This window comes from Modestobacter sp. SYSU DS0657 (assembly GCF_054050925.1).
The window spans coordinates 61142-87286 of record NZ_JBJHAG010000004.1 but is presented as its reverse complement, the minus strand read 5'-3'; the positions used below and the strand labels follow the sequence as shown (position 1 = coordinate 87286).

The following is a 26145-nucleotide window of genomic DNA, read 5'->3' as shown; positions in this document are numbered from 1 at the left end:
GGCGAGCCGATCCGGGCGCGCCGCCGCCCGGTCAACGGTCGGCGCACGCTGCGGTTCCCGGGCTCCCGAACCCCTTCCGCCGGGCGGCAGGACGGTCACCTGACCGGGCCGGCGCCGGCCACGACCGCGCCGACGGCGGCCAGCGTCGGCCGGTCGCGGTCGTAGTACTCGGTGTGGCCCTGGCCGGGGTCGGTGGGGAGCGGGACGTCGCCGTAGCCCAGGTCGGCCGGGCTGGGGCCGTAGTACCCGCTGATGCTGACCGGGTCGACCGGCGTCCACGCGCCGTAGACCTCCTCGGCCTCCAGCCGGGACGCCCGGCCGCCGGTGCCGGGGCTGCCGAGCAGGACGACGGCGTCGGCAGCGAGCCGGCCGGGCGCCCGTGCGGCCTGCCCGGCGACCAGCGTGCCGTAACTGTGGGCCACGACCGTGGTGCGGACCGCCGGTGGTGCCCCCGGTCCGCCCCGGGCCGCGGCGAGCCCGTCCAGCGTGCGGTCCAGCACCCGCCCGGCCTGCACGGCGGTGACCGGCTGCAGGGCGCCGAGCAGCCCGGGGGTGCGGTACCCCAGCCAGGCCACCGCCGCGACGGCCAGCCCGGGCGCGGCCGCGGTCGCGGCGGACACCACGTCCGCGGCGGCACCGGCCAGTCCGGCGAGGTCGTCGGCGACCGTGGTGAGGATGCCGGGCACGAGGACGGCGACCGCCTGCGCGGCATCGAGGTCACCGACCGACAGCGCCGCCAGCCCCTGCCCGGGGTCGAAGACCAGCAACTGCAGCGGCAGGGGGCCGCCGTCCCCGGCAGCCAGCTGGGCGGCGACCGCGGTGGCGGCCTCCCGGGCCGCACCGGGCGGCAGGTCGGCCAGCGCCGCCTGCAGCCGGAGCCGGTTCGCCCGGTCGCGGGCCCACCCCGGCAGCCCGTCGAGCGCGCCGACGGCGTCGGGACGGGTCGCGATGGCGGTCAGCTGCTGGGGCGCGCTCAACCCGGTCCACCACGCGGCGGTGGCCACCGGATCGGCCCCGGGCGGCGCCGGGGCCACGACCGGGCCCGGCGGAGCCAGCCGCGGCAGCAGGTCGGCGAAGGTGACCACCGCCGGGCCAGGCGCCAGGTCGGCCAGCGCCTCGCCGGCGGCGACGGCGGCGGCCAGCGCCCGGTCCCCCGCTGCCCGCGCCTCGCCGGCCAGGCCGGCGGCGAGCGCGGCGGCGTGCTCCGCGGTCGACCGGCGGGCGGCGAGCTCCGCCGCCTGGTCCGGGGCCATCAACGGGTGCGGCTGCGGAGGCAGCCCGGTGACCCGGCCGTCGTCGTCGAGCAGCAGCCCGGCCCACCCGGCGACGGCCAGCGCGCGGGCGGCGTGCTCGGCGGCCTCCGTGGCGGCGCCGACCAGCCGGTGCAGCGCGGCGAGGGCGTCGTCGACGCGGCGGCCGACGCCGCTGGCCACGCCGGACAGCTCGAGCAGCGCACCCGCGGCCGCCGTCCCGGCATCGCCCGACCAGCACTCGGCCGTGGCCAGCTGCCGGCCGAGGGCGTCCAGCCGCACCCGCCAGGGCGTCAGCCGGTCGGCGACCAGCGCCAGGGTGCCGACGCAGCCGCGCAGCTGGGGCAGGTCCCAGGCGGCCATCTGCTCCAGCAGGGGCGCGCTCACCGCGGCACCAGCGGCCCGCCGGGCGGGTCGACCGGCGGGGAGAGGGCGGCCAGCTGGGCGGCCAGCCCGGCGTCGGCGGCCCGGTAGGCGGTCAGCGCGGCGTCGAGCACCGCGGCCACCGCCGACGTCCGGTCGGCGAGGGCCCCGGCCAGCTCCGCGCACCGGACACCGGCGTCGGCCGCCGCTTCCCCGACCGGACCGGGCAGCGCGCTGGCCAGTGAGCGTCCGGTGGCACCGCTCAGCCCGGCGTCGTCCGCGAGCTCCACCCCCAGCCCGGCCAGCTCGCCGCGCAGCTGCCCGAGCGCGTCCAGCTGGACCGAGACGAGTCCGGACACCGCACCCTCCCCCGCTCTCGCGCGTCCCCCGGGTGGGGCCGGCGAGACGATGCTGGGCGGCGGTACGGGTGCCGTGTGCGCCGTCGTCCACAGCCGCGGGCGTCATCCACACCGGCGGGCGGATCAGGGAGCGCTGGCGCTCAGCGTGGCGGCCGCGGTGTCGGTGTCCCCACCGACGACGACGGAGCGGCGCTTGCTGACCACCACCGCCGCGACGATGACCAGCGTGGCGCCGAGCGCGATCAGCACCCGCACCGTGTCGTTCTGGTCGTCGCCCACCGAGAGGCCGACGACCGCCGGGGCGATGAGCAGGGCCACCAGGTTCATCACCTTGATCAGCGGGTTGATCGCCGGCCCGGCGGTGTCCTTGAACGGGTCACCCACGGTGTCGCCGATGACGGTGGCGGCGTGCGCCTCGCTGCCCTTCCCGCCGTGCGCGCCGTCCTCCACCATCTTCTTGGCGTTGTCCCACGCGCCGCCGGAGTTGGCGAGGAAGACCGCCATCAGCGTGCCGGTGGCGATCGCCCCGACCAGGTAGGCGGCCAGTGGGCCGAACCCGAGCCCGAAGCCGACGGCGACCGGCGCGAGCACCGCGAGGAGCCCCGGCGTGGTGAGCTCGCGCAGCGAGTCGCGGGTGCAGATGTCGACCACGCGGCCGTAGTCGGGGCGTTCGGTGCGGGCCATGATCCCCGGGTGGGTGCGGAACTGCTCGCGCACCTCGAACACCACCCGCCCCGCCGCCCGGGAGACGGCGCTGATCGCCAGCCCGGAGAAGAGGAAGACGACGGCGGCGCCGATGACCGCGCCGACGACGTTGTTCGGCGAGACCAGGGTGAAGGCGTCCCCCAGGGCCGCCCCGGCGTCGTCCAGCGCGTCGCCGATGCTCGCGTTGTACGAGCCGAACAGCGCCGTGGCGGCCAGCACCGCGGTGGCGATCGCGATGCCCTTGGTGATCGCCTTGGTGGTGTTGCCGACCGCATCGAGGTCGGTGAGCACCTGGGCGCCGGCCTCGTCGACGTCCCCGGACATCTCCGCGATGCCCTGCGCGTTGTCGCTGACCGGGCCGAAGGTGTCCATCGAGACGATGACGCCGGCGGTGGTGAGCAGCCCGCAGCCGGCCAGCGCGACGGCGTAGAGGGCGGCCGCCCCGCCGATGAGGAACGCCCCGTAGACCGCCCCGCCGATCAGCAGCGCCGCGTAGACCGCCGACTCCAGGCCGAGGGAGATGCCGGAGAGGATGACGGTGGCCGGGCCGGTCAGCGAGCTGCGGCCCACGTCGCGCACCGGGCGCCGGGAGGTCTCGGTGAAGTAGCCGGTGAGCTGCTGGATGGCGGCGGCCAGCACGATCCCGATCAGCACCGACAGGAACCCGAGCACCTGTGGGCTGACCGGCACGTCCAGCCCGCCGGACAGCGCCGGCAGCACGGTGAACGACGCGACCGCGACCAGCGCCAGCGAGACGGCCGCGGAGACGAAGAAGCCCCGGTTGACCGGCGTCATCCAGGACCGGTCGCCGCCGCGGGGGTTGCTGGCCAGGATGCCCACCATCGAGGCGATCACCCCGATGGCCGCGACCACCAGGGGGAAGACCATCCCGACCGGGCCGAGGAAGACCTGGCCGAGGATGAGCGCCGCGACCAGGGTGACCGCGTAGGACTCGAAGAGGTCGGCGGCCATCCCCGCGCAGTCGCCGACGTTGTCGCCCACGTTGTCGGCGATGGTGGCGGCGTTGCGCGGGTCGTCCTCGGGGATGCCGGCCTCCACCTTGCCGACCAGGTCCGCCCCGACGTCGGCGGCCTTGGTGAAGATGCCGCCGCCGACCCGCATGAACATGGCCAGCAGCGCCCCGCCGAAGCCGAAGCCCTCGAGCACCACGGGTGCGGTCTCCTGGAACAGCAGCAGCGCCAGCGCCGCGCCGAAGAGGCCGAGACCGACGGTGATCATCCCGCAGACGCCGCCGGTGCGGTACGCGATCCGGAAGGCGGGGCGGTGCCCGCCGGCGGCCGCGGCCGCCGCGACCCGCACGTTGCCCCGGGTGGCCAGGGTCATGCCGATGAAGCCGACGCTGGCGGAGAAGGCCGCCCCCACCAGGAAGAACGCCGCCCGGCCCAGCCGGGTGCCCAGCCCTCCGTCGCTGACCGGCAGCAGGAGCAGCAGCAGGAACACGATCACCGCGAAGACCGCCAGCGTGCGGAACTGGCGGCGCAGGAAGGCCCCCGCCCCCTCCTGGATCGCCGTCGCGATCTCCTGCATCGACGCCGTGCCCTGGTCGGCGGCGAGGACCGCGCGGACCAGCCAGGCGGCGAAACCGAGCGCGGCGAGGGAGACGAGGAGCACGACCGCCACCAGGGCGATGTCTCCTCCGGACAGGTCGGCGTCGGGCATCGGGGCCTCCGCGGCGAGGTGGGCGCGCACCGGCCGGCCACCCCCGGGCTCGCGCTCGGGGAGGGTCCCGGCGTGGCACGCACTGTGCCGCAGCCCGCGCGGTTCCACCAGAGCCTTTGTGATCTGGAGCACAATCCCTGCTGTTCGCACTGGTCGGCGGCCCGGCAGGTTGCACGCCGGTGTGACAGTGGGAGGCGTGACGTCGCTCCACCCCGCCCCGCCCCGCGCGGACGCCGGGGCCGGACCCGCGGCGCTGCCGGGTGACGAGCTGCTGGAGTCGCTGCTGGCCGGCACAGCGGACGACGAGGACCCGGTCACCCACGTCCACCGGCTCCCCGCCCGCCCCAGCCGGGTGTCGGCGTGGCCGGGCTGGGTGGACGCGGAGCTGCGCGACCGGCTGGCCGCCCGCGGGGTGGTCGCCCCCTTCAGCCACCAGGTGGCCGCCGCGGAGCTGGCCCGGAGCGGTGCGCACGTCGTCGTCGCGACCGGAACCGCCTCGGGCAAGTCGCTGGCCTACCAGCTCCCGGCGCTGACCGCGCTCGCCGAGGACGACCGGGCCTGCGTGCTCTACCTGGCCCCGACCAAGGCGCTGGCCCGTGACCAGCTGGCCTCGGTCGCGGCGCTGGCCGGCCCGTCGGTGCGGCCGGCCGCCTACGACGGCGACACCCCCGGCGAGGAGCGGGAGTGGGTGCGACGCCACTCCCGGTGGATCGTCACCAACCCCGACATGCTGCACCGCGGCATCCTGCCCGCGCACCAGAAGTGGTCCAGCACGCTGCGCCGGGTCGCCTACGTCGTCATCGACGAGTGCCACGCCTACCGCGGCGTCTTCGGGTCGCACGTCGGGCACGTGCTGCGCCGGCTGCGCCGGGTCTGCCGCCGCTACGGCGCCGAGCCGGTGTTCGTGCTGGCCTCGGCGACCGTCGCCGACCCCGCCGCGGCCGCCACCCGGCTGGTCGGCGCCGAGGTGACCGCGGTGACCGAGGACGGCTCCCCGCGGCCGGGCGCCACGTTCGCCCTGTGGGAGCCGCCGCTGACCGAGCGGACCGGCGAGCACGGCGCCCCGCTGCGCCGGTCGGCCGCCGCGGACGCCGCGGGCCTGCTCGCCGACCTGGTGCAGCGGGACGCCCGGACGCTGGCGTTCGTCCGCTCCCGGCGCGGCGCGGAGACGGTGGCCGAGCAGGCCCGGGCGGTCCTGCGCTCGCGGGGGCGGTCGGACCTGGCCGCGAAGGTGGACTCCTACCGCGGCGGCTACCTGCCCGAGGAGCGACGGGAGCTGGAGCGCGCGCTGTCCAGCGGCCAGCTGCTGGGGGTGGCGACCACCAACGCCCTGGAGCTGGGCATCGACATCGCCGGCCTGGACGCGGTCGTGCTGGCCGGCTACCCCGGGACCCTGGCGTCGATGTGGCAGCAGGCCGGCCGGGCCGGACGGGCGCAGCGGGAGTCGCTGGTCGTCTTCATCGCCCGCGACGACCCGCTGGACCACTACCTGGCCCACCACCCGCGAGCGGTGTTCGGGCGGCCGGTCGAGGCGACCGTCACCGACCCCGCCAACCCGTACGTGCTCGGCCCGCAGCTGTGCTGCGCGGCCGCCGAGCTGCCGCTGCGCCCCGAGGAGCTCGCCGACTTCGGTGGGCCGGTGGCCGAGGCGCAGATCGCCGAGCTCGTGGCCGCCGGGCAGCTCCGGGCCCGCCCGACCGGCTGGTACTGGGCAGGGCGGGGGCGGCCCGACGTCGACATCCGGGGCAGCGGCGCAGCCCCGGTGTCGATCATCGAGCGGGACACCGGGCGGCTGCTGGGCACCGTCGACGGGGACGCCTCGCACGCCACGGTGCACACCGGCGCGCTGTACGTGCACCGCGGGGAGACCTTCGTGGTCGACGAGTTCGACGACGAGGACGCCTGCGCGGTGGTGCACGCCGAGAGCCCGGAGTGGACGACGGTCGCCCGGGACACCGTGGACCTGTCGATCGTCTCGATCGAGCGCACCCGCCGGCTGGGCGCGGTGACCGCGCACACCGGCGTGGTCGACGTGACCAACCAGGTGGTGGCCTACCAGCGCCGGCGGCTGGGCACCGGGGAGGTGCTGGCGGAGTTCCCGCTGGACCTGCCGCCCCGGCAGCTGCGCACCCGCGCGGTCTGGCTGACCCTCGACGACCGGGCGATCGGCCGCGCCGACGTCGACGACGCCGCGCTGCCCGGCTCGCTGCACGCCGCCGAGCACGCCTCGATCGGCATCCTGCCCCTGCTGGCCACCTGCGACCGCTGGGACCTCGGCGGCATCTCCACCGCCCTGCACCCGGACACCGGTGCCGCCACGATCGTCGTCTACGACGGCCACCCCGGCGGCGCCGGCTTCGCCGAGCGCGGCTACGCGGTGCTGCGGGAGTGGCTGCAGGCCACCCGGGCCACCGTGGCCAGCTGCGAGTGCGAGTCCGGCTGCCCCTCCTGCGTGCAGTCGCCCAAGTGCGGCAACGGCAACGACCCGCTGGACAAGCGCGGCGCCGTCCGGGTGCTCGACGTGGTGCTCGACGAGCTGGCCGCCGCGCCCGAGCTGCCCGCCGAGGGCACCCGGCCCGCCGAGGTGGTCGAACCCGTCGGGCTGCCACCGCAGCAGGCCGATCGCGGCATCCCCGGCGCCGGCGAGGTCACCGACGACCTCGTCTTCTGATCCCGCGTCTCCTGGTCCCGCGTCTCCTGGTCCCGCGTCTCCTGGTCCCGGGCCCTCGGACGGCACCGGGCCGGCCCGGGCCCGCCCACGCGCGTCGACCACCCCAAGCGGGCCGAGGCGGACCGGCACCCGGACGTGCACCTCCACCACCGCCCCGGCACCGACCGCGCACGAGGTCACCGCGGCACCGTTCGCGGCCGCCACCCCGCCGGCCACGGTGCACGCCGCCGGGTCTCCCTGCACCGCGGCGCCGGCGGCGGCCAGCGCCGCGAGGTCCGCCGCCGCCGTGGCCCGGTGGCGGGCGACGACCGCCGCGCCGACGAGCACGGCGGCCACGCCCAGCGCGGCCAGCAGCCCGGCGAGCGCCACCACCCACACCGTGGCCGAGCCCCGCTCCCCCTCGCCGCCCGGCCGCCGGCTCACGGCCCGCCCCCGCCGGCAGCGGGTTCGAGCACGGCGGTGGCCGTCGCGGTCACGGTGACCCGCCAGGGCACCGGGCCCAGCGGGGCGACCACCGCGGCGACCGTGACCGTCACCGTGTCGCCGCTGCCGCCCTGGCCGACCGCGGCGCCGTCGGGGGCGGCGGCACCCGCGACCCGCTGCACCACGGCGGCCGGTTCCCCGCGCGCCGCCGCCCGGGCCCCCTCCCGGGCGGCGTCCACGCAGCGCAGCTGACCGGCGACCACGACCACCGCGGCGACCGCACCCGCCAGCACGAGCAGCAGCACGGGGAGCACCACCGCGGTCTCCGCGGTGACCATCCCGTCCTCCCGGTCCGGGCGGGAGCTGCGGCGCACGGCGACTCCTCAGGACAGCGTGCTGAGGGCGGACTCGACCAGGCGACCGAGCGCGGCGAGCACCGATCCCCCGGTGACCACCTGGTAGAGCACCGCGGCGAACGCGCAGGCCGCCACGGTGCCGACGGCGTACTCCGCGGTGCTCATCCCCTCCTCCCCCGGCTGCCGCACCGCCGCCCAGCGCCGGCTCAGCGCCGCCGCCACCCGCCCGCCCCGTCGTCCCCCGTCGTCCCGCGCGGTCATCTCGCTCCCTCCCGCGGGCCGGCTCTCGGCCCGTCGCCCCGACCCTCCCGATCCGCCGGGTCCCCGCCCAGACGCTCGCCGGGACTGTGGAGATCGGGCCCCGCTGTGGACACCGGCCGGCGGGGCAGGGGCCGGCCGTGCCTCAGCGGAAGACGTCCGCGGCGATGCCCAGCACCAGCGGGACGACGCCGAGGCAGAGGAACGCGGGCAGGAAGCACAGGCCGAGCGGGGCGAGCACCCAGACCCCCGCCCGCCGGACGGCGGCGTCGACCCGCACCCGCTCGTCGCCGCGGAGGTCGACGGCCAGCCGCTGCAGGGCCGGCACCACCGACGAACCGGACTCCCCGGCGCGCACCACCGCCCGGGCCAGCGCATCGACCGGCGGCCCGGCCCCGGCCCAGGCGCGCTGCGGCGTCGCCCCCAGCCGGTACAGCGCCGCGACCCGCGCCAGCCGGTCGCCCAGCGGTCCGGGCACCGAGCCCGCGACCGCGGCCAGCGCCTCCCCCACCGGCGTCCCCGCGGCCAGGCAGACCGCCAGCAGGTCACAGGCCACCGGTAGATCGGCGCGCACCTGGGCGGCACCGGCGCGTCCCGGCTCGTTCCCCGTGCGGCGCAGCACCCGGTCCAGCGCTCCGCCGGTGACCAGCGCCCCGACCGCGCCCGGGAGCCCGCCACCGAGCAGCGCGAAGACCGCCAGCGCACCCGCCGCCGCCTCGACCCGTCGCCGCGCCGGGCCCGGTGGACCCCCTGCCCGGGCCCCGGTCGCCCGGCGCAGCCGGCCGCCGGGTCCCGGTGCAGCTGAGCCCTCACCGGGCGGCTCGGTCACCGCCCGGATCCGGGCCCGACGGGCGGCGTCGGGCGGCACCCAGACCAGCAGCGCCGCGGCCAGCGCCACCGCGGCCTGCGCGGCGCCGGTCATCCCTGCACGACCCGGCCGACCAGCCGGGCCGACCAGGCCAGGCCGGCCACCTCCAGCCCCACGCCCAGCACGAGCAGGACGGTGCCCGGCGTGGTCGTGGTCAGCACGCGCCACGGGTCGGCTCCGACGCCGGCGCCCATCAGCAGCCCGAACACCGGCAGGCCCGCCAGCACGGTGGCGCTCGCCCGCGGCCCGGCCACCGCGGAGCGGAGCTCGGCCGCGGTGCGCAGCCGCGCCCGCAGGTCGTCCTCCACCGCGCCGACGACGGCGGCGAGCGAGCACCCGGTGCGCCCGCTGAGCCGGACGGCCGCCGCCAGCCGGAGCAGCGCCGGACCGAGCGGGTCACCCGGCCGTTCCGGTGGCGGTTCCCCGAGCCGGAGCACCGGCTCCAGCACCCGCGCCGTGGCCGGGTCCGGGCAGCCCGCCGCCGCGGCGCCGGCGGCCTCGGCCAGCGGCCGTCCGGACCGGACCTCGGCGACCAGCACGCCCAGCGCCTCCGCCAGCGCCCGGGTGCGCCGGTCCTGGGCACGCGCCCCGGCCCTGCTCCGCACCACCCGCGCCCCGGCGGTTGCGCAGACCGCCGCGAGGACCGCGACCACCGGCGTGGACAGCAGCAGTCCGCCGGCGCCCGCCACGACCGCCGGCCCGGATCGGAGGGCCCACCGGTGCGCCACCGAGCCGGGGTCGGGCAGCCGACACCGCGGACGCGGCCCCGGTGCGAGTCGCCGCACCGCACCGGCCGCCGGTGGCCAGGCGAGCAGCGCGGCCGCCAGGCACAGCAGGGCCGGCGCGCTCATCCGGGCACCCGGCAGTCGAGCAGCCCGGCCAGCTCCGTCCGGGCGGCGCACTCCCCGCCGTCGGCCCGCCAGCCCGGCACCACCTCGATCAGGTCGCCCCGCCGCCGGACGACGCCCAGCTCGTCGACCGACCGCCCGCCCGGCCCGCGGCGCAGGTGGACGACGAGCGCCAGCGCGGCCGCGGCCTGGCTGTGCACCGCCGCGCGGTCCAGGCCGGCCGTGCTGCCGAGCGCCTCCAGCCGGGCGGGCAGGTCGGCGGCCCGGTTGACGTGCACCGTGCCGCAGCCGCCGTCGTGCCCGGTGTTGAGCGCGGCCAGCAGGTCGACCACCTCCCCGCCCCGCACCTCGCCGACCACCAGCCGGTCCGGGCGCATCCGCAGCGCCTGCCGGACCAGGTCCCGCAGGGTGACCGCGCCCGCGCCCTCGACGTTGGGCGGCCGGGTCAGCAGGCGCACCACGTGCGGATGGGCGGGGGCGAGCTCGGGCGCGTCCTCGCACAGCACCACCCGCTCGGTGGGATCGACCAGGCCGAGCAGCGCGGACAGGACCGTGGTCTTGCCGGTGCCGGTGCCACCGGTGACCAGGAAGGCCGGGCGGCGGCGCACCGCCGCCCGCAGGAGGTCGGCGGCCGCGCCGGGGAAGGCGCCGCGCGCGTGCAGGTCACCGAAGGACAGCGCGGCCCGCCGCAGCACCCGCAGCGACAGGCAGGTGCCCCCGGCGGCGACCGGTGCCAGCACCGCGTGCAGCCGGGTGCCGTCGGGCAGCCCGGCGTCGACCCAGGGGGCGGCGTCGTCCAGCCGCCGCCCCGCCGAGGCCGCGAGCCGGACGGCGAGCCGCCGCACCGCCGCCTCGTCCGGGAACCGGACGTCGGCCCGTTCCAGACCGCTGCCGCAGTCGACCCACACCTCGTCCGGCCCGTTGACCAGCACGTCGGTGACCCCGGGGCGGCGCAGCAGCGGTTCGAGCGCGCCGGCACCGGCCAGCTCGTCGGTGGCCAGCCGGACGGCGTCCAGCACCGCCCGGTCGCCGAGCAGGCCGCCGGTCTCCTCCCGGACCAGGGCGGCGACGGTGGCGGCCCCGGGGACGCCGGTGCCGGGGACGCTGGCCAGCCGGGAGCGGACCCGGTCGATGAGCGGGGCGGCCGGGGCGCCGGTCATGCCGCCCGCCCGGGCAGCCGGCCGAGCAGCTGGCGGCTGACCAGACCCAGCGGGGCCCGGGCGGCGACCGAGGGCGGCTCACCCCGTTCGCTGCGCACCACGGCGGCCCGGTCGGCGGCGAGCTCCGCGAAGACCGGCCGCCCCACCACGTCGGCCACCTGCGCGCGGGTCAGCCCGCCGGGCACCGGCCGGCTCACCAGCAGCGCCGTGGACCAGGCGCCGGCCGGCGACTCCAGCAGCGTCCGGGCGGCGGCCGCGGCCCGCAGCCGGGCCGGCACCACCAGCACGGCGAGGTCGGCGGTGGCCAGCACCGCCCGGTCGCCGAGCAGGCCGCCGGTCTCCTCCCGGACCAGGGCGGCGACGGTGGCGGCCCCGGGGACGCCGGTGCCGGGGACGCTGGCCAGCCGGGAGCGGACCCGGTCGATGAGCGGGGCGGCCGGGGCGCCGGTCATGCCGCCCGCCCGGGCAGCCGGCCGAGCAGCTGGCGGCTGACCAGACCCAGCGGGGCCCGGGCGGCGACCGAGGGCGGCTCACCCCGTTCGCTGCGCACCACGGCGGCCCGGTCGGCGGCGAGCTCCGCGAAGACCGGCCGCCCCACCACGTCGGCCACCTGCGCGCGGGTCAGCCCGCCGGGCACCGGCCGGCTCACCAGCAGCGCCGTGGACCAGGCGCCGGCCGGCGACTCCAGCAGCGTCCGGGCGGCGGCCGCGGCCCGCAGCCGGGCCGGCACCACCAGCACGGCGAGGTCGGCGGTGGCCAGCACCTGCTCGGCCGCCGCGTCGTGCGGGGGCAGGTCGACGACGACGGCCAGACCGCTGTCCCGCGATCCGCGGGCCACGGCCAGGAGCGCGTCGGCGGGGACCGGTTCGGGGTGCTCGCGGGAGGCGGAGAGCACCGCCACCCCGTGCGCCTCGGGCAGCGCGGCCACCAGGGCGGCGCCGGACACCCGGCCGCTGAGCCCGGAGAGCTCGGGCCAGCGCAGGCCGGGTGATCGCTCGGCGCCCAGCAGCAGGTCCAGCCCCGCCGCCCAGCCGTCGCCGTCGACCAGCAGCACCTCGTCGGCCGCGGCTGCCCGGGCGGCGACCGCGAGGGCGGTCGCCAGCGTGCTCGCCCCGGCCCCACCGCAGGCGCCGCCCACGACGGCCAGCCAGCCCGGCCGGGCGGGAGCGCGGACCGCCGCCGCGGCCCGTTCCAGCAGCCACGCCTCGTCGCGGGGCAGCACCACCACCCGCTCGGCGCCCAGCTCCACCGCCGCGGCCCACACCTCCGGCGCGGGCTCGCTGCCGGTGACGACGAGCAGGCCCGGCCGCCGGGGCAGCGCGCGCACCGCTGCGCTGTCGACCAGGTCGGCTCCCACGAGCACGAACGGGGCGTCGCGGGCGGCTCGGCGCAGCGCCGGCCCGCCGGTGGTCAGCTCGGCGGTGGCACCGGCGGCGGCGAGCACCCCCAGCAGGTCGTCGAGGAGCGTCTCGTCGGTGCTGGCGACGACGGGGCGGCGGTCGGACGGGAGGGCGCCGGCGCGGCGCGGGGCAACAGGCACCGGGCCAGCGCACCGTTACCGGAGCCGGTCCGGAAGTCGTGCCGGCGAACTGTGGATGACCCCTCGGGGTGTGGACGGCGGTGCGCCTGGACGGCGGGGCTGCCGATCCCCCTACCGTGGAGGACGTGACCGGCGCCGCGGCGTTCTTCGACCTGGACAAGACGGTCATCGCGAAGTCCAGCACCCTGGCCTTCGGACGACCGTTCTTCCAGGGTGGGCTGATCAACCGCCGGGCGGTCCTCAAGGGCGCCTACGCGCAGTTCGTCTTCTCCCTCGCCGGCGCCGACGCCGACCAGATGGAGCGGATGCGCCGCCAGATCACCGCGATGACCACCGGGTGGGACGTCGCGGTGGTGCACGACATCGTCCGCGAGACGCTGCACGAGGTCGTCGACCCGCTGATCTACGCCGAGGCCGCCGACCTGATCGAGGCGCACCGGGCCGCGGGCCGGGAGATCGTCATCGTCTCCAGCAGCGGGGCGGAGATGGTCGGCCCGATCGGCGAGATGCTCGGCGTCGACCGGGTGGTGGCCACCCGGATGGTGACCGTCGACGGCCGGTACACCGGCGAGATCGACTTCTACGCCTACGGCGAGAACAAGGCCGCCGCGATGCGGGAGATCGCCGCGGAGCAGGGCTGGGACCTCGCCGACTGCTTCGCCTACAGCGACTCGGTGACCGACCTGCCGATGCTGGCGGCGGTCGGCCACCCCACGGCCGTCAACCCCGACCGGGGGCTGCGCCGGGCCGCCACCGAGCGCGGCTGGCCGGTGCTGACGTTCACCCGCCCGGTGACGCTGCGGTCGCGTTTCGGCGGGCGGACGCCGGTGGTGACCAGCGCCGCCGTGGGCGCCGCCGTGGCCGGGCTGGCGTGGTACGCCCGCCGGCGGGCGCTGCGCGCCCTCTCCCCCGGGGACGCGGCCCCGCCGGTGGTCACCCCACCGGACGGGCGCGGCCGACGCCGCGGCGCCTGAACCGGCCGATCCGGCCCCGGCGCTGCCGCCGCCCCCGCCCCGAGGACTCAGCCGCCCACGCGGGCGCGCACCTCGGTCACCTTCGCGCGCACCTGGTCCAGGACCGTACGGCCGGTGGAGACCGGCTGGAACTCCTGCGCCGCGGCGGTCAGCGCCTGCTGCTCCGCCGGGGTCAGCTCCAGCTCGGCGGCCGCCACGTTGGACTCGAGCTGCTCGACGCTGGACGCCCCCGGGATCACCACCACCTGCGGCAGGCCGAGGAGCCAGGCCAGGGCCACCTGGGCCGGCTTCGCCTGGTGGGCGGCGGCGACGTCGCGGAGCAGGTGGAGGAGCGGTTCGGCCCGGCGCAGGTTCTCCGTGCCGAACAGCGGGTTCATCGCCCGGACGCCCCCGGGGCGGTGGTCGGCCGAGTACCGGCCGCCCAGCAGGCCCTGGGCGAGCGGGCTGTAGGCGATGACCACCCGGTCCTCCCGCTCGGCGAAGGGCACCAGATCGGCCAGCGGCCCGGCGTGCGCCAGGGAGAACTGGACCTGGTTGCTCACCACCGGGCTGCCCAGCGCGCGGTCGGCGGCCTGCCAGCGCTCCAGGGAGTAGTTGGACACCCCGACGGCACCGATCACACCGTCGTCGAGCAGAGCGCGCATTCCCGGCATGATCACCGAGTCCGGCACCAGCGGGTTGGCCTGGTGCACCTGGTAGAGCGGGATCCGCTCGAGCCCCAGCCGGCGGGCACTCCCGGCCGCTCGGTTGCGCACCACCGCCGGGAACGGCGCCACCGGGAAGACCTTGCTGGCGACGACCACCTCGGCCCGGTCGGCGCCGAGGGCCTCGGCCAGGATCTTCTCGCTGCGGCCGAAGCCGTAGACCTCGGCGGTGTCGAACAGCGTGACGCCGAGCTCCCGGGCCCGCCGGACGATGTCCCGCGCCGCTCCTCCGGCGTACTCGTCGCCGTAACCCCATTCACGGGAGCCGAACTGCCAGGTGCCCAGTCCGACCCGGCTGACCTGTCCCAGACCGTCGACCTCGAGGAAGTGCATCCACCCAGTCTCGACGCCCAGCGCGATCGCCGCAGTGTCATGGGCTCCTCCGGGGCCCAGCCGAGCTCGCGAGCGGTGGGGATGAGGGGGCCTCACTCAGCCGCGGAGCAGGCTCTCGCAGATCGCCAGGCCCTCGGTGGCGCCGAGCTCGGTGGCCCGGCAGCAGTGCACCAGCCAGCCTGCGACGCCGTCCGGACCGCCGGACCGGTACCCCGCCAGCGCGGTGTCGTACCCGTCCCGGCCCAGCTCGGCGAACCCCACCTCGGGCACCGAGACCGCCTTGGGGTCCAGCCCCCGGGTGATGCCGACCAGCCGCCCGGCGGCGCGGGCCACCACGCCGTCCTGGGTGCCGAACGGGGCGAGCGCGGCGAGCTCCCCGTGCACGACGGCGGCAAGCACCACCGCCGGCACCGTCGTCGCGCCGGTGATGATCGAGAAGAGCCCGCCCAGCCGCGGACCGGCCGCGCCGTGGGGGCGGCCCAGCCGGTCGGGGTCGGCGAGGTCGGCCGCGGCCAGCACGTGCAGCCGGGCGAGCACCTGGCCGGGCGCACGCTGCCAGGTCTCCACCATCGACCCCAGCCCCACCGACACCCGCAGCGAGCCCTGCACGACCGGGTCGTCCACCTCCCCGGCGCGGACGGCGGGCAGCGGCACGTCGGTGCCCTCCACCGCGGCCGAGGCCCGGGCACCGCGCAGCGCCGACTCGGCGCTCACCCCCGCCGACTCCCGCCGCAGCACCCGGTGGCCGAGCAGCCGGTCGACCGCGGCCCGTGCGTCCTCCGCCGCGGCGGCCACCCCCGGCAGCCCGAGCAGTGGGGCCAGCGGATCGGGGCCGGTCGGGCGAGCGGCGGGCGCGGCGGCGCGGCCGGCGCCGGGGCGCAGCGGGATCGTCACGGCGACGACGGTACGAGTCCGGCGGCCGGCGTCCTCCGCCGACGTCCTACGCTGCCCAGACCATGGCCGCACCGCTCACCCTGTTGCTCGTCCGGCACGGCCAGAGCGAGTGGAACGCCGCCGGCCTGATGCAGGGCCAGACCGCGCACGTGCCGCTCACCGAGCTGGGCCACCGGCAGGCCGCTGCGGCCGCCGCCGAGCTGGCCGCACGCGCCGCCGCCGGCACCGGACCGGGGGCCCTGCTCTCCAGCGACCTGCTGCGCGCGGTGCAGACCGCCGAGCACTGCGCCGCGGCCACCGGGCTCCCGGTCACCACCACCCCCGAGCTGCGCGAGCAGGGCTACGGCGTGCTGGAGGGCCGCCCCTCGCGCGAGCTGTGGGACGTCGTCGACTGGACCGACGTGCACTGGTCGGCCGAGGGGGGGGAGAGCCTCGCCCAGCTGCACGCCCGGGTGGCCGCCCTCCTCGCCCGGCTGGCCGCGGACCCGCCGGCGGAGGTGGTCGCGCTGGTCACCCACGGCGACACGATCCGCGCCGCGCAGGCCGTCGCCGCCGGGCTGGGCCCCGCGGAGATGCCGGTGGTCACCCCGCACAACGGCACGGTCACCACGCTCGAGCTCGTCCGATGAGCAGGGTCCTGGTGCTGGGCGGCTCCCGCTCGGGCAAGTCGGCCTACGCGGAGCAGCTGCTGGAGGGCCGGCACGACGTCACCTACCTGGCCACCAGCCAGGTGTCCGACGGCGACGCCGAGTGGGCCCAGCGGGTCGCGGCGCACCGGGCCCGCCGGCCGGTCGGCTGGACGACGCTGGAGACCACGATGCCCTCGGAGCTGGTCCGCGGCGGCGCGGTGCTGGTCGACAGCATCACCACCTGGGTGGCCGCGCTCATGGACGAGACCGGGGTCTGGGGCACCGCCGACGACGGCGCGGAGGTCGGTGGCGCGCACGCCGCCGACCGGCGCCGGGCCGAGGCCGCGCTGGACCGGCTGGCCGGCCGCTGCGACGCGCTGGTCAACAACTGGGTGATGACGCCGGCCCACGTGGTCGCGGTCAGCGACGAGGTCGGCCTGGGCGTGGTGCCCGAGACCCGCGCGGGGCGGCTGTTCCGCGACACCCTGGGCTCGGTCAACCAGCGGCTGGCCGCCACCGCGGACGAGGTGTGGTTCGTCGTCGCGGGGCTGCCGCAGCGGCTGCGATGAGCCGCCGCTGGTGGTCGGGGCCGGTCGAGGCGTTCTCCCTGCTCAGCGCGGTGCGCATGCCGCCGGTCGGGTCGGTGCGCGGCGCGCTGCCGTGGGCGCCGCTGGTCGGGCTGGTGCTGGGGTCGGCGGCCACCGCCGTCGCCTGGGCCGCCGACCGCGCGGCGGGTCCGCTGGTGGGCGCGGTGCTCGGGGTCGTCGTCCTCGCCGTGGCCACGCGCGGGCTGCACCTGGACGGGCTGGCCGACACCGCCGACGGGCTGGGCCCGCTGCGCGGCCGGGAGCGGGCGCTGCAGGTGATGCGCTCGGGCGACGTCGGCCCGTTCGGCGTCGCCACCCTGGTGCTCACCCTGCTGCTCCAGGTCGCCTGCCTGGCGCACCTGCTCACGGTGGACGGCGGCTGGCTGGCGCTGCCGGCGGCCACCCTCACCGCCCGGCTGGCGATGGCCCGCACCGGACTGCCGGGGGTGCCGATCGCCGAGGGGTCCTCCCTCGGCCAGGCGGTGGCCGGCACCGTGTCCCGGCCGTGGCTGGCCGGCGCGGCGCTGCTCACGGCCGCGGCGGTCACCGGCGGCGCGCTGTTCGCCGGCCGTGACGGCCCCGTCGCCGCGCTCGTGCTGGTCGCCGCCGTCGCCGCCGGACTGGGGGCGTCGGAGGCGCTCCTCTCCCGGGCCCGCAGCCGGCTGGGCGGGGTCAACGGCGACGTGATGGGCGCGATGGGCGAGGTGGCCGCCACGGTCACGCTCCTGGCGACCGCGCTGCTCCTCGGCTGAGGATCACCCGCCGGCGACCGACTGCACGACCATGACCTCCGCACCGGGTGGGACGACCGTCGCCAGGCCGCTCAGCCGGCGCACCTCCTCGCCGTCGACGTAGACGTTCACGAAGCGGCGCAGCGCGCCGGTCTCGTCGCGCACCCGCCGGCCGAACACCGGGTGCTCGGCGGCCAGCGCGTCGAGCACCGCACCGACGGTGGCCTCGGCCGGGAGGTCGAGCGCGACCGAGGAACGCCCGCCGGTGCAGTCGGCCAGCACGCGCGGCAGCAGCACCCGGACCGTCACGCCGGCCCCCTCACGGCAGCACCGCGGCCCGCACGCACAGCACGTCGGGCAGGTGCCCGGTGACCTGGGTGAACGACTCCCCTGCGTCGGCGCTGGCGTACACCTCCCCGCCGCGGGTGCCCACGTAGACGCCGACCGGGTCGCCGGCGTCCACGCAGGCGGCGTCGCGCAGCACCGCGTTGTACTCGTCGGTCGGCAGCCCTGCGGTCAGCTCCTGCCAGGTCTCCCCCGCGTCGTCGCTGCGGTGCACCGCCAGCCGCCCGTCCGGCGGGATCCGCCGGCCGTCGGCGACCAGCGGCACCACCCAGATCCGCCCGCCGCGGCGCGGGTCGGCCAGCATCACGAAGCCGAAGTCCGAGGGCAGCCCGCCGGCGGTCGAGGTCCAGGTGTCGCCGTCGTCGTCGGAGCGGTGCACCCCGTGGTGGTTCTGCGCGTACAGCCGGGTGGGCACCGCGGCGTCCCGGGCGATCTTGTGCACGCACTGGCCGAACTCCGGTGCCGGCCCGGGCAGGAAGTAGGCGGAGATGCCCGCGTTGCGCGGCTGCCACGAGGCCCCGCCGTCGCGGGTGCGGTAGACCCCGCCGGTGCTCATCGCCACGTGCACCGTGCCGTCGGGCCCGGGGACGACGGAGTGCGCGGCCGCCCCGCCGTAGCCGGCGCCCCACTCGGCGCGGTGCGGGTGGTCCCACAGCCCGCGGCAGAGCTCGAAGTGCTCGCCGCCGTCGTCCGAGCGCCACACCGAGATCGGCTCGCCGCCGGCCCACACCACCCCGGGCCGGTCGGCTGAGTCCGGGTGCAGCTGCCAGATCCGCTCCACCGCGGCACCGGTGTCGGCGGGGAACCGGATCGCACCGCCCTCGGGTTCGGTCCAGGTGGCGCCGAGGTCGTCGGAGTGGACGACGGTCGGGCCGAAGTGCTCCGAGCGGACGCCGAGCAGCACCCGGGTGCGCCCGCCGCGGACGTCGATGCCGATGCTCGGCACCTCGGTCATCAGGAAGTGCGGTGCCGAGAGGGACCAGGTCCGTCGGTCCGCGCTCGTCGCGAGCCAGAGCCCCTTGCGGGTGCCGATCGCCAGCAGAGTCGTCGCCATGCACCAGTAGACCGCCGGGGACCGACGAAGTCATCGGCCCGGCGACGCATCCTCCCGAGACCGCGAGCGAGGTCCCACGGAGCTTGTGCTCTGCTCACCGGGGGTGAGCAGAGCACAAGCTCCGTGGGACCCTGCCTGCCGGAGGCGAACGGGACGGGCGGCGAGCGGGACGGGCGGCGAGCGGGAGGTCAGACCGGCTGCTGCGCCGGGGTCTCCCCGCCCTCCAGGTCGCCCTCGGTGTCCAGGTACGCCTGCTGCAGCTCGGCCAGCAGCGCCGGGTCCGGCTCGGCCCACATCTTGCGGTCGACCGCCTCCAGCAGCCGCTCGGCGATGCCGTGCAGCGCCCAGGGGTTCGACTGCTCCATGAACTCCCGGTTCTCCGGGTCCAGCACGTAGGTCTGGGCGAGCTTCTCGTACATCCAGTCGGCGACGACGCCGGTGGTGGCGTCATAGCCGAACAGGTAGTCGACGGTGGCGGCCAGCTCGAAGGCGCCCTTGTAGCCGTGCCGGCGCATCGCGGCCAGCCACTTGGGGTTGACCACCCGGGCGCGGAACACCCGGGAGGTCTCCTCGACCAGCGACCGGGTCCTCACCTGCTCGGGCCGGGTGGAGTCGCCGATGTAGGCCTCCGGCGAGGAGCCGGTCAGCGCGCGCACCGTGGCGACCATGCCGCCGTGGTACTGGAAGTAGTCGTCGGAGTCGGCGATGTCGTGCTCGCGGGTGTCGACGTTCTTCGCCGCCACGGCGATCCGCCGGTAGGCGGCCTCCATGTCCGGGCGGGCCTGCACGCCGTCGAGGTCGCGACCGTAGGCGTAGCCGCCCCACACCGCGTAGACCTCGGCCAGGTCGGCGTCCCCGCGCCAGTTCCGAGAGTCGATCAGCGACAGCAGCCCGGCCCCGTAGGCGCCGGGCTTGGAGCCGAACACCCGGGTGGTGGCCCGCCGCCGGTCGCCGTGGGTGGCGACGTCGGCGTCGGCGTGCGCCTTCACGAAGTTCTGGTCGTCGGACTCGTCCAACGAGGCGACCAGGGTGACGGCGTCGTCGAGCATGGTCACCACGTGCGGGAAGGCGTCGCGGAAGAAGCCGGAGATCCGCACCGTGACGTCGATCCGCGGCCGGCCGAGTTCGTCGAGGTCGATCGGCTCCAGCGAGGTCACCCGCCGCGACGCCTCGTCCCAGACCGGCCGGACGCCGAGCAGGGCGAGGATCTCGGCGACGTCGTCGCCCGCGGTGCGCATCGCCGAGGTGCCCCACACCGACAGCCCGACCGAGGGCGGGAACTGCCCGTCGTGGTCGGCGCGGTACCGGTCGAGCAGCGACTCGGCCATCGCCGACCCGGTCTCCCAGGCCAGCCGGGAGGGGATCGCCCTCGGGTCGACCGAGTAGAAGTTCCGCCCGGTCGGCAGCACGTTGACCAGCCCGCGCAGCGGGGAACCGGACGGCCCGGCCGGCACGTAGCCGCCGTCGAGGGCGTGCAGCGTCATGTCCAGCTCGTCGGTGGTGCGCTCCAGCCGGGGCACGACCTCCTCGACGGCGAACCGCAGGACGGCGGTGACGTCGTCGTCCTGCGTGCCGAGCACGCCGCTGACGACGTCGGCGATGGCCGAGGCGGTCCAGCCGCGCTCCTCCATCCCGGCCACCAGCGCCTCGGCCTGCGCCTCGACCCGGTCGGTCTCCTTCAGCCCGGCGGTGCCGTCCTCGGTGAGCCCGAGCGCCTGGCGCAACCCGGGCAGCGCCACGGCGCCGCCCCAGATCTGCCGGGCCCGCAGCATCGCCAGCACCAGGTCGACCCGGTCCTGCCCCGACGGCGGGGTGCCGAGCACGTGCAGCCCGTCGCGGATCTGGGAGTCCTTGATCTCGCAGAGCCAGCCGTCGACGTGCAGGATCATCTCGTCGAAGTGGTCGTCCTCGGGCCGCTCGGTCAGGCCCAGGTCGTGGTCGAGCTTGGCCGCCTGCAGCAGCGTCCAGATCTGCTGCCGGACGGCGGGCAGCTTCGCCGGGTCCATCGCGGCGATGTTGGCGTGCTCGTCGAGCAGCTGCTCCAGCCGGGCGATGTCGCCGTAGGAGTCCGCGCGGGCCATCGGCGGCACCATGTGGTCGACCAGGGTCGCGTGCGCCCGGCGCTTGGCCTGGGTGCCCTCGCCCGGGTCGTTGACCAGGAACGGGTAGACCAGCGGCAGGTCCCCGATCGCGGCGTCGGTGCCGCAGGCCGCCGACATCCCGACGGTCTTGCCGGGCAGCCACTCCAGGTTGCCGTGCTTGCCCACGTGCACCATCGCGTGCGCGCCGAAGACGCTGCGCAGCCACCAGTAGGCGGCGAGGTAGTGGTGGGACGGCGGCAGGTCCGGGTCGTGGTAGATCGCGATCGGGTTCTCCCCGAAGCCGCGCGGCGGCTGCACCATCACGACGACGTTCCCGGCGCGCAGCGCGGCGAAGACGATGGCCTGGTCGTCACCGGAGCCGTCGACGAACAGCGACCCCGGCGCGGGCCCCCAGTGCTCCTCCATCGCCTCGCGCAGCTCGGCCGGCAGCGAGTCGAAGTGCCGGCGGTACTCGGCGGCGCGGATCCGCACCGGATTGCCGCTGAGCTGCTCCTCGGTGAGCCAGTTCTCGTCCTGGCCGCCGGCGGCGATCAGCGCGTGCACCAGCGCGTCACCGTCCAGGTCGGCGACGCCGGGCAGCGCGTCGGGGCCGTCGAACGGGCCGATGTCGTAGCCCTGACCGTGCATCGCGGCCAGCAGCCGGACGACCGAGGCGGGGGTGTCCAGCCCGACGGCGTTGCCGATCCGGGCGTGCTTGGTCGGGTAGGCGCTCAGCATCACCACGATCCGGCGCTCGGCCGGCGGGGTGTGCCGCAGCCGGGCGTGCGCGACCGCCGTCCCGGCGACCCGGGCGGCCCGCTCGGGGTCGGCGACGTAGGAGGTCAGCCCGTCGGCGTCGGTCTCCTTGAAGGAGAACGGCACGCTGATCAGCCGGCCGTCGAACTCCGGGATGGCGACCTGGTTGCCGACGTCCAGCGGGGAGAGCCCGTCGTCGTTGGCGGCCCAGTCGGCGCGGGAGCTGGTCAGGCACAGCCCCTGGACGACCGGGACGTCGAGCTCCGCGAGCTCGCCGACGTCCCAGGCGCCGTCGTCCCCGCCGGCCTGCGCGGTGGCCGGCTTCGACCCGCCGGCGGCCAGCACGGTGACCACCAGGGCGTCGGCGGTGCGCAGCAACTCGACCAGGCCGGGCTCGACGGTGCGGAGCGAGGCGGTGAACACCGGCAGCGCACGGCCGCCGGCGTCCTCGATCGCGGTGCAGAGCGCCTCGACGAAGCCGGTGTTCCCGGACAGGTGGTGCGCCCGGTAGTAGAGGACGGCGACGGTCGGGCCGCTCCCCCGCGACTCCCGCTCCAGCACGCCCCACTCCGGCGCGACCGACGGCGCCTCGAAGCCCTCACCCTCCAGCAGCACGGTGTCGCCGAGGAAGCGGTGCAGCTGCTCGAGGTTGCTCGGCCCGCCCTGCGCCAGGTAGCCGTGCGCCTCGGTCGCCACGCCCATCGGCACGGTCGAGAGCTCCATCAGCTCGGCGTCCGGCACGTTCTCGCCGCCGAGGACGACGACCGGAGCCGGCCCGGCGAGCAGGGGGGCGAGCATCTCCTCGTACTGGCGACGTACGCCCAGGATCCGGACGACGACGAGGTCGCTGCCGGCCGCCAGGTCCACCATCCCGTCGGCGCCGAGCCGGGCCGGGTTGCCCAGCCGCCAGTCGGCCGCGCTGGACCGGGCGCTCAACAGGTCGGTGTCGCTCGTCGAGAGCAGGGTGAAGGTGCGAGAGCTCAAGGCAGTGCCTCCCTCGGGGTCCGCGCCCCGGGTCGTCGGACACGGCAGCCGCGGTGTCTGGCTCACCCCGGCCGACCAGCGGGACGGGGCACACAGTGGCGGGACCGCGCCGGGTTCGCACCGGCTTCCGCGCGCGCTGCCGTGATGTGCGGCAGACGCTACCGGGGACGCCGGCGGGCCGGGTGGACGGCGCGGTCAGGTGGCCGCCAGCAGCCCAGCGCCGACACCCGGTCCTTGGCCACCCCGAGCTCGCAGCGGCGGGTTCCGGCCGACGCCCCCGGCTGGCGAGGTACGGCACCGTGCTGAACCCGCTGTCCCCGGCGCGCGCCCGCCCCTAGCCTGCGGCGGTGGCCTACGACGCACTCGCGGAGAGCCTCGCGCTCATCGAGCGCGGGCTCCCCGAGGCGCCGCCCGCGCTCAGCCGTCGTCGGCGGTTCGCCCCGCTGGCGGTGGACGTCGACGGCGACGTCGCCTGCACCATGTTCGCCCGGCGAAGCGTCGGCTACGTGGCCGAGGAGACCTGGGCCCTCGTGCGACGCGGGCAGGAGTGGGTGGTGCTGGGCGGCGGCGGGAGCGGCCTGGAGGACGAGGACCTGGCCGGCCGGCCCGACGCGGTGACCCAGGGCGGTCACCTCCGGTGGACCGGCGGCGGCTCGGCGAACCGCAGCGCCGGCCGGCTGATGCCCTGGGGCGCCCGGTACGTCTCCTACGCCGTGCTGCGGGCGAGCTCGGCGGTCGACCGGGTCCTCGTCGGCCCGCGGGAGATCCCGGTACCCCGGCACGGCCACCTGGTGGTGGTCTGGGGCGGCAGGCAGCCACCGACCGCGGAGGCCGTCGCCGCCGACGGCCGGCAGCTGGTCAGCCAGCGCGTGGACCGGTTGACCCGGCTCTCCGAGTGGTACCGGTAGCGGGGTCAGTACACCGAGACGAGGTCGATGACGAACACGAGGGTCGCGTCGCCGGGGATCGTCGTCCCGGCCCCCTGCGCGCCGTAGCCGAGCTCGCTGGGGATGACCACCACCCGCCGGCCGCCGACCTGCATCCCCTCGATGCCCTGCTCGAACCCCTCGATCACCGCGCCCTGGCCCAGCGGCACCGGGAACGTCGAGCCCTCCCCGCGGCTCCAGGAGGAGTCGAACTCCTCGCCGTCCTCGTAGAGGGCGCCCACGTACTTGACCTCCGCGGTCGACCCCTCGGTCGCCTCGGCCCCGTCACCGACGACGACGTCGTCGATCACCAGCTCGTCGGGGGCCGACTCCTCGGAGGCCGGCACGTCCGGGGCCTCGGCGAGGTCGGTGCTGATCTGGGCGGCCAGGCTCGCCGGCTCCTCGTCCCCGCCACAGGCGGACAGCGACAGGCCGAGCGCGAGGAACGCGGCGGGAACGGTGCGGCGGTGCATGTGGTCTCCAGGGCGAGCACGGCTCGGTCGGGGGCGCCGTTCGACGGGCCGGCGGGACGGCGGGTCCCCAGCACACCACACACCGTGAGCGTCGGGCCTCCGGATGGCCGGAGGCCCGGCGGGCCACTAGCTTTCCGGCAACGTCCGTGACGGCTGGGGGTCCAGCAGTGTCCAGATCGATCATCGTCGGGCTCGACGGGAGCGAGGCGAGCGGACGCGCGGCGGACGCCGCCGCGGAGGCCGCCGGGCGGCACGACCTACGGCTGGTGCTGGCCTGCGTGGTGCCGTGGTCGCCCTACGCGTTCAGCAGCGCCGAGGAGAACGAACGCCGCGCGATCGAGAAGCAGCGGGAGGCCACCGCCGCGCGGGAGCGGGTGCTCGAGCCGGTGACGGCCCGGCTGTCGGCGGCGCACGGGGACCTCGAGCTGGCGGGCGTCGTCCGGCACGGTCACCCGGCCGAGACGCTGGTGGCCCTGGCCCGGGAGCACGACGCGGTCTGGATCATCGTCGGCCGGGTCGGGCAGAGCCGGGTGCGCACGCTGCTGTTCGGCTCCACGCCGAGCAGCCTCATCCAGCTCTCCCCCGTCCCCGTCCTGGTGGTGCCGTGATGACGACGCCCGCAGCCGTGCACGCCGCCACGTTCGACGAGTCGGTCAACGACTTCTTCGCCCCGATCTCCGGCTGGATCGAGGGCATCGTCTTCTACGCGGTGCCGCTCGACTTCATCGACGAGGGTGTCGAGCTGCCGCTGATCGTCGTGTGGCTGGTGGCGGCCGGCATCTTCTTCACCATCTACCTGCGCGGGTTCCAGTTCCGCGCCTTCGGCCACGCCATCCAGCTGATCCGCGGCCGGTACGACGACCCCGCGGACGCCGGGGAGGTCACCCACTTCCAGGCGCTGGCCACCGCCGTCTCCGGCACCGTCGGGCTGGGCAACATCGCCGGGGTCGGCGTCGCGCTGTCCCTCGGCGGGCCGGGCGCCACCTTCTGGATGATCGTGGCCGGGCTGGTCGGCATGTGCACCAAGGGCGTGGAGTGCACGCTCGGGGTGAAGTACCGGAACGTCTTCCCCGACGGCCGGGTCTCCGGCGGGCCCATGTGGTACCTGCGGCGCGGCCTGGCCGAGAAGAACATGGGCGGCCTGGGCAAGGTGCTCGCCGTCGCCTTCTGCATCTTCACCCTGGGCGGGGCGGTCGGTGGCGGGAACATGTTCCAGTCCAACCAGGCCTTCAGCCAGGCCCAGTCGGTCACCGGTGGCGCCGACGGCCCGCTGGGCGGCGGCGCCGCCGGGGCAGTGTTCGGGCTGGTGCTCGCGCTGCTGGTCGGCGCGGTGATCATCGGCGGGATCCGCAGCATCGCCCGGGTCACCGACAAGATCGTGCCGTTCATGGCGGTCTTCTACGTGATCGCCTGCCTGCTGGTGCTGCTGTTCAACCTCACCGAGATCCCCTCGGCGATCTGGGCGATCATCTCCCAGGCGTTCAGCCCCGAGGCCGGCTTCGGCGGCGTCGTCGGCGTCCTCATCCAGGGGTTCCGCCGGGCCGCCTTCAGCAACGAGGCCGGCCTCGGATCGGCGGCGATCGCGCACTCGGCGGTGAAGACCAACGAACCGGCCAGCGAGGGCCACGTGGCCGTGCTGGAGCCGTTCATCGACACCGTCGTCATCTGCACGATGACCGCGCTGGCGATCACGATCACCGGCACCTGGGCCGATGACGCCAGCGACGCCGGCGTGCAGACCACGTCGGCGGCGTTCGCGACGGTCGCGTCGTGGTTCCCGGTGGTGCTCGCCGTCGCGGTGATCCTCTTCGCCTACTCCACGATGCTCGCCTGGAGCTACTACGGGCTGAAGGCGGCGACCTACCTGTTCGGCGAGTCGACGCTGGTCGACCGGGCTTGGAAGGTCGTCTTCTGCATCTTCGTCGTCATCGGCGCATCGTCGACGCTGGACGCGGTGATCGGCTTCTCCGACAGCATGATCTTCGCGATGTCGTTCGCGAACATCATCGGGCTCTACATCATGGCCAGGGTGGTGAAGGCGGAGATCTTCGGCTACCGCCGGCGGCTGGCCGACGGCGAGCTCGTGCCGGTCACCGAACGCGGCTGAGGACGAACCGCCCCGAGCGGGGGCTGTCGGCCCGCCGACGACGGGGTGGAGCCGCCCGCACGCGACTCCACCCGCCGTGTCCTGGC

Annotated in this window: 24 protein-coding genes, 1 pseudogene and 1 riboswitch; of the genes and pseudogenes, 8 read left to right on the top strand and 17 right to left on the bottom strand. The window is 76.8% G+C overall.

Features of this window, described 5'->3' with window-relative positions; translation table 11 throughout:
* Positions 1–95: 95 nt before the first annotated feature.
* The 3 genes from ACI79A_RS04485 to ACI79A_RS04475 all read right to left on the bottom strand — a co-directional run bounded on the left by ACI79A_RS04485 (position 96) and on the right by ACI79A_RS04475 (position 4489).
* Positions 96–1637, bottom strand: a complete 1542-nt coding sequence (locus tag ACI79A_RS04485) for an alpha/beta hydrolase (RefSeq protein ID WP_457080356.1) — start codon at positions 1635–1637, stop codon at positions 96–98.
* The gene (locus ACI79A_RS04480) at positions 1634–1972 is read right to left on the bottom strand and encodes a hypothetical protein (protein ID WP_457080354.1); all 339 of its coding nucleotides are present in this window, start codon (positions 1970–1972) and stop codon (positions 1634–1636) included. Before ACI79A_RS04480 ends, ACI79A_RS04485 begins: the two co-directional genes overlap by 4 nt.
* A gap of 123 nt (positions 1973–2095) precedes the next feature.
* On the bottom strand, positions 2096–4489 hold the full coding sequence (locus ACI79A_RS04475) for a sodium-translocating pyrophosphatase (RefSeq protein WP_457080352.1): 2394 nt from the start codon (positions 4487–4489) through the stop codon (positions 2096–2098).
* A gap of 64 nt (positions 4490–4553) precedes the next feature.
* Here ACI79A_RS04475 and ACI79A_RS04470 point away from each other — a divergent pair, with 64 nt between their 5' ends.
* Positions 4554–7028, top strand: coding sequence for a DEAD/DEAH box helicase (locus tag ACI79A_RS04470; protein WP_457080350.1), 2475 nt, complete (start codon positions 4554–4556; stop codon positions 7026–7028).
* A 78-nt stretch (positions 7029–7106) separates the two neighbouring features.
* On the opposite strand, the pseudogene ACI79A_RS04465 reads toward ACI79A_RS04470, so the two are convergent.
* The 8 genes and pseudogenes from ACI79A_RS04465 to ssd all read right to left on the bottom strand — a co-directional run.
* Positions 7107–7451 (bottom strand): annotated as a pseudogene (locus ACI79A_RS04465) (Rv3654c family TadE-like protein); the annotation flags it as partial.
* On the bottom strand, positions 7448–7825 hold the full coding sequence (locus tag ACI79A_RS04460) for a TadE family type IV pilus minor pilin (protein WP_457080348.1): 378 nt from the start codon (positions 7823–7825) through the stop codon (positions 7448–7450). The gene ACI79A_RS04460 and the pseudogene ACI79A_RS04465, both read right to left, overlap by 4 nt.
* 9 nt (positions 7826–7834) lie before the next feature.
* Entirely contained in the window at positions 7835–8068 is a 234-nt protein-coding gene (locus ACI79A_RS04455; RefSeq protein ID WP_457080346.1) for a DUF4244 domain-containing protein, read from the bottom strand.
* A gap of 142 nt (positions 8069–8210) precedes the next feature.
* The gene (locus ACI79A_RS04450; protein ID WP_457080344.1) at positions 8211–8987 is read right to left on the bottom strand and encodes a type II secretion system F family protein; all 777 of its coding nucleotides are present in this window, start codon (positions 8985–8987) and stop codon (positions 8211–8213) included.
* Positions 8984–9784, bottom strand: a complete 801-nt coding sequence (locus ACI79A_RS04445) for a type II secretion system F family protein (protein ID WP_457080342.1) — start codon at positions 9782–9784, stop codon at positions 8984–8986. Before ACI79A_RS04445 ends, ACI79A_RS04450 begins: the two co-directional genes overlap by 4 nt.
* Complete coding sequence (locus ACI79A_RS04440; protein WP_457080340.1) at positions 9781–10941, bottom strand: TadA family conjugal transfer-associated ATPase; 1161 nt, start codon at positions 10939–10941, stop codon at positions 9781–9783. Before ACI79A_RS04440 ends, ACI79A_RS04445 begins: the two co-directional genes overlap by 4 nt.
* Positions 10938–11393, bottom strand: coding sequence for a hypothetical protein (locus tag ACI79A_RS04435; RefSeq protein WP_457080338.1), 456 nt, complete (start codon positions 11391–11393; stop codon positions 10938–10940). The genes ACI79A_RS04440 and ACI79A_RS04435 overlap by 4 nt, the downstream gene beginning before the upstream one ends.
* Positions 11390–12481 (bottom strand): septum site-determining protein Ssd, encoded by a 1092-nt coding sequence (gene ssd, locus ACI79A_RS04430; RefSeq protein WP_457080336.1) that lies wholly within the window; start codon positions 12479–12481, stop codon positions 11390–11392. Before ssd ends, ACI79A_RS04435 begins: the two co-directional genes overlap by 4 nt.
* Before the next feature lie 125 nt (positions 12482–12606).
* Between ssd and ACI79A_RS04425 the strand changes: the two genes are divergently transcribed.
* Entirely contained in the window at positions 12607–13455 is an 849-nt protein-coding gene (locus tag ACI79A_RS04425) for an HAD family hydrolase (protein WP_457080334.1), read from the top strand.
* Positions 13456–13502: 47 nt separating this feature from the next.
* On the opposite strand, the gene ACI79A_RS04420 is transcribed toward ACI79A_RS04425, so the two are convergent.
* Positions 13503–14492, bottom strand: coding sequence for an aldo/keto reductase (locus tag ACI79A_RS04420; RefSeq protein ID WP_457080332.1), 990 nt, complete (start codon positions 14490–14492; stop codon positions 13503–13505).
* A 96-nt stretch (positions 14493–14588) separates the two neighbouring features.
* Positions 14589–15386: an oxidoreductase gene (locus tag ACI79A_RS04415; RefSeq protein WP_457080330.1), complete on the bottom strand. Its 798-nt coding sequence runs from the start codon at positions 15384–15386 to the stop codon at positions 14589–14591.
* A 62-nt stretch (positions 15387–15448) separates the two neighbouring features.
* Here ACI79A_RS04415 and ACI79A_RS04410 point away from each other — a divergent pair, with 62 nt between their 5' ends.
* Genes ACI79A_RS04410 through ACI79A_RS04400 form a run of 3 tightly spaced genes read left to right on the top strand, consistent with a single transcriptional unit; the run spans position 15449 to position 17354 of the window.
* On the top strand, positions 15449–16015 hold the full coding sequence (locus tag ACI79A_RS04410; protein ID WP_457080328.1) for a histidine phosphatase family protein: 567 nt from the start codon (positions 15449–15451) through the stop codon (positions 16013–16015).
* On the top strand, positions 16012–16584 hold the full coding sequence (gene cobU / locus ACI79A_RS04405) for a bifunctional adenosylcobinamide kinase/adenosylcobinamide-phosphate guanylyltransferase (protein WP_457080326.1): 573 nt from the start codon (positions 16012–16014) through the stop codon (positions 16582–16584). The genes ACI79A_RS04410 and cobU overlap by 4 nt, the downstream gene beginning before the upstream one ends.
* The gene (locus ACI79A_RS04400) at positions 16581–17354 is read left to right on the top strand and encodes an adenosylcobinamide-GDP ribazoletransferase (RefSeq protein WP_457080324.1); all 774 of its coding nucleotides are present in this window, start codon (positions 16581–16583) and stop codon (positions 17352–17354) included. The genes cobU and ACI79A_RS04400 overlap by 4 nt, the downstream gene beginning before the upstream one ends.
* 3 nt (positions 17355–17357) lie before the next feature.
* On the opposite strand, the gene ACI79A_RS04395 is transcribed toward ACI79A_RS04400, so the two are convergent.
* From ACI79A_RS04395 to cobN, 3 genes are all read right to left on the bottom strand, one after another.
* Entirely contained in the window at positions 17358–17642 is a 285-nt protein-coding gene (locus tag ACI79A_RS04395) for a MoaD/ThiS family protein (protein WP_457080322.1), read from the bottom strand.
* A 10-nt stretch (positions 17643–17652) separates the two neighbouring features.
* Positions 17653–18732 carry a WD40/YVTN/BNR-like repeat-containing protein gene (locus ACI79A_RS04390; RefSeq protein ID WP_457080320.1) on the bottom strand — a complete coding sequence of 360 codons (1080 nt, stop codon included), beginning with the start codon at positions 18730–18732 and terminating at the stop codon, positions 17653–17655.
* A gap of 188 nt (positions 18733–18920) precedes the next feature.
* Positions 18921–22553 carry a cobaltochelatase subunit CobN gene (cobN, locus tag ACI79A_RS04385; protein ID WP_457080318.1) on the bottom strand — a complete coding sequence of 1211 codons (3633 nt, stop codon included), beginning with the start codon at positions 22551–22553 and terminating at the stop codon, positions 18921–18923.
* Between the two features lie 53 nt (positions 22554–22606).
* A riboswitch (cobalamin riboswitch) is annotated at positions 22607–22682 on the bottom strand.
* 218 nt (positions 22683–22900) lie between these two features.
* On the opposite strand from cobN, the gene ACI79A_RS04380 reads away from it, so the two are divergent.
* On the top strand, positions 22901–23461 hold the full coding sequence (locus ACI79A_RS04380) for a hypothetical protein (RefSeq protein WP_457080316.1): 561 nt from the start codon (positions 22901–22903) through the stop codon (positions 23459–23461).
* Positions 23462–23466: 5 nt separating this feature from the next.
* Here the strand turns inward: ACI79A_RS04380 and ACI79A_RS04375 are convergent, their stop codons facing one another.
* Entirely contained in the window at positions 23467–23952 is a 486-nt protein-coding gene (locus ACI79A_RS04375; RefSeq protein WP_457080314.1) for an FKBP-type peptidyl-prolyl cis-trans isomerase, read from the bottom strand.
* Between the two features lie 167 nt (positions 23953–24119).
* On the opposite strand from ACI79A_RS04375, the gene ACI79A_RS04370 reads away from it, so the two are divergent.
* Positions 24120–24560, top strand: a complete 441-nt coding sequence (locus ACI79A_RS04370) for a universal stress protein (protein WP_457080312.1) — start codon at positions 24120–24122, stop codon at positions 24558–24560.
* Positions 24560–26059: an alanine/glycine:cation symporter family protein gene (locus tag ACI79A_RS04365; RefSeq protein ID WP_457080310.1), complete on the top strand. Its 1500-nt coding sequence runs from the start codon at positions 24560–24562 to the stop codon at positions 26057–26059. Before ACI79A_RS04370 ends, ACI79A_RS04365 begins: the two co-directional genes overlap by 1 nt.
* Positions 26060–26145 lie beyond the last annotated feature (86 nt).

Excerpts from the sequence above, each read along its gene's own strand:
- ACI79A_RS04400 (WP_457080324.1), top strand. The coding sequence starts at position 16,581 with ATGAGCCGCCGCTGGTGGTCGGGGCCGGTCGAGGCGTTCTCCCTGCTC.
- ACI79A_RS04445 (WP_457080342.1), bottom strand. The coding sequence starts at position 9,784 with ATGAGCGCGCCGGCCCTGCTGTGCCTGGCGGCCGCGCTGCTCGCCTGG.
- ACI79A_RS04410 (WP_457080328.1), top strand. The coding sequence starts at position 15,449 with ATGGCCGCACCGCTCACCCTGTTGCTCGTCCGGCACGGCCAGAGCGAG.
- ACI79A_RS04420 (WP_457080332.1), bottom strand. The coding sequence starts at position 14,492 with ATGCACTTCCTCGAGGTCGACGGTCTGGGACAGGTCAGCCGGGTCGGA.
- ACI79A_RS04440 (WP_457080340.1), bottom strand. The coding sequence starts at position 10,941 with ATGACCGGCGCCCCGGCCGCCCCGCTCATCGACCGGGTCCGCTCCCGG.
- ACI79A_RS04365 (WP_457080310.1), top strand. The coding sequence starts at position 24,560 with ATGACGACGCCCGCAGCCGTGCACGCCGCCACGTTCGACGAGTCGGTC.
- ACI79A_RS04435 (WP_457080338.1), bottom strand. The coding sequence starts at position 11,393 with ATGACCGGCGCCCCGGCCGCCCCGCTCATCGACCGGGTCCGCTCCCGG.
- cobU (WP_457080326.1), top strand. The coding sequence starts at position 16,012 with ATGAGCAGGGTCCTGGTGCTGGGCGGCTCCCGCTCGGGCAAGTCGGCC.
- ACI79A_RS04450 (WP_457080344.1), bottom strand. The coding sequence starts at position 8,987 with ATGACCGGCGCCGCGCAGGCCGCGGTGGCGCTGGCCGCGGCGCTGCTG.
- ACI79A_RS04390 (WP_457080320.1), bottom strand. The coding sequence starts at position 18,732 with ATGGCGACGACTCTGCTGGCGATCGGCACCCGCAAGGGGCTCTGGCTC.
- ACI79A_RS04375 (WP_457080314.1), bottom strand. The coding sequence starts at position 23,952 with ATGCACCGCCGCACCGTTCCCGCCGCGTTCCTCGCGCTCGGCCTGTCG.
- ACI79A_RS04455 (WP_457080346.1), bottom strand. The coding sequence starts at position 8,068 with ATGACCGCGCGGGACGACGGGGGACGACGGGGCGGGCGGGTGGCGGCG.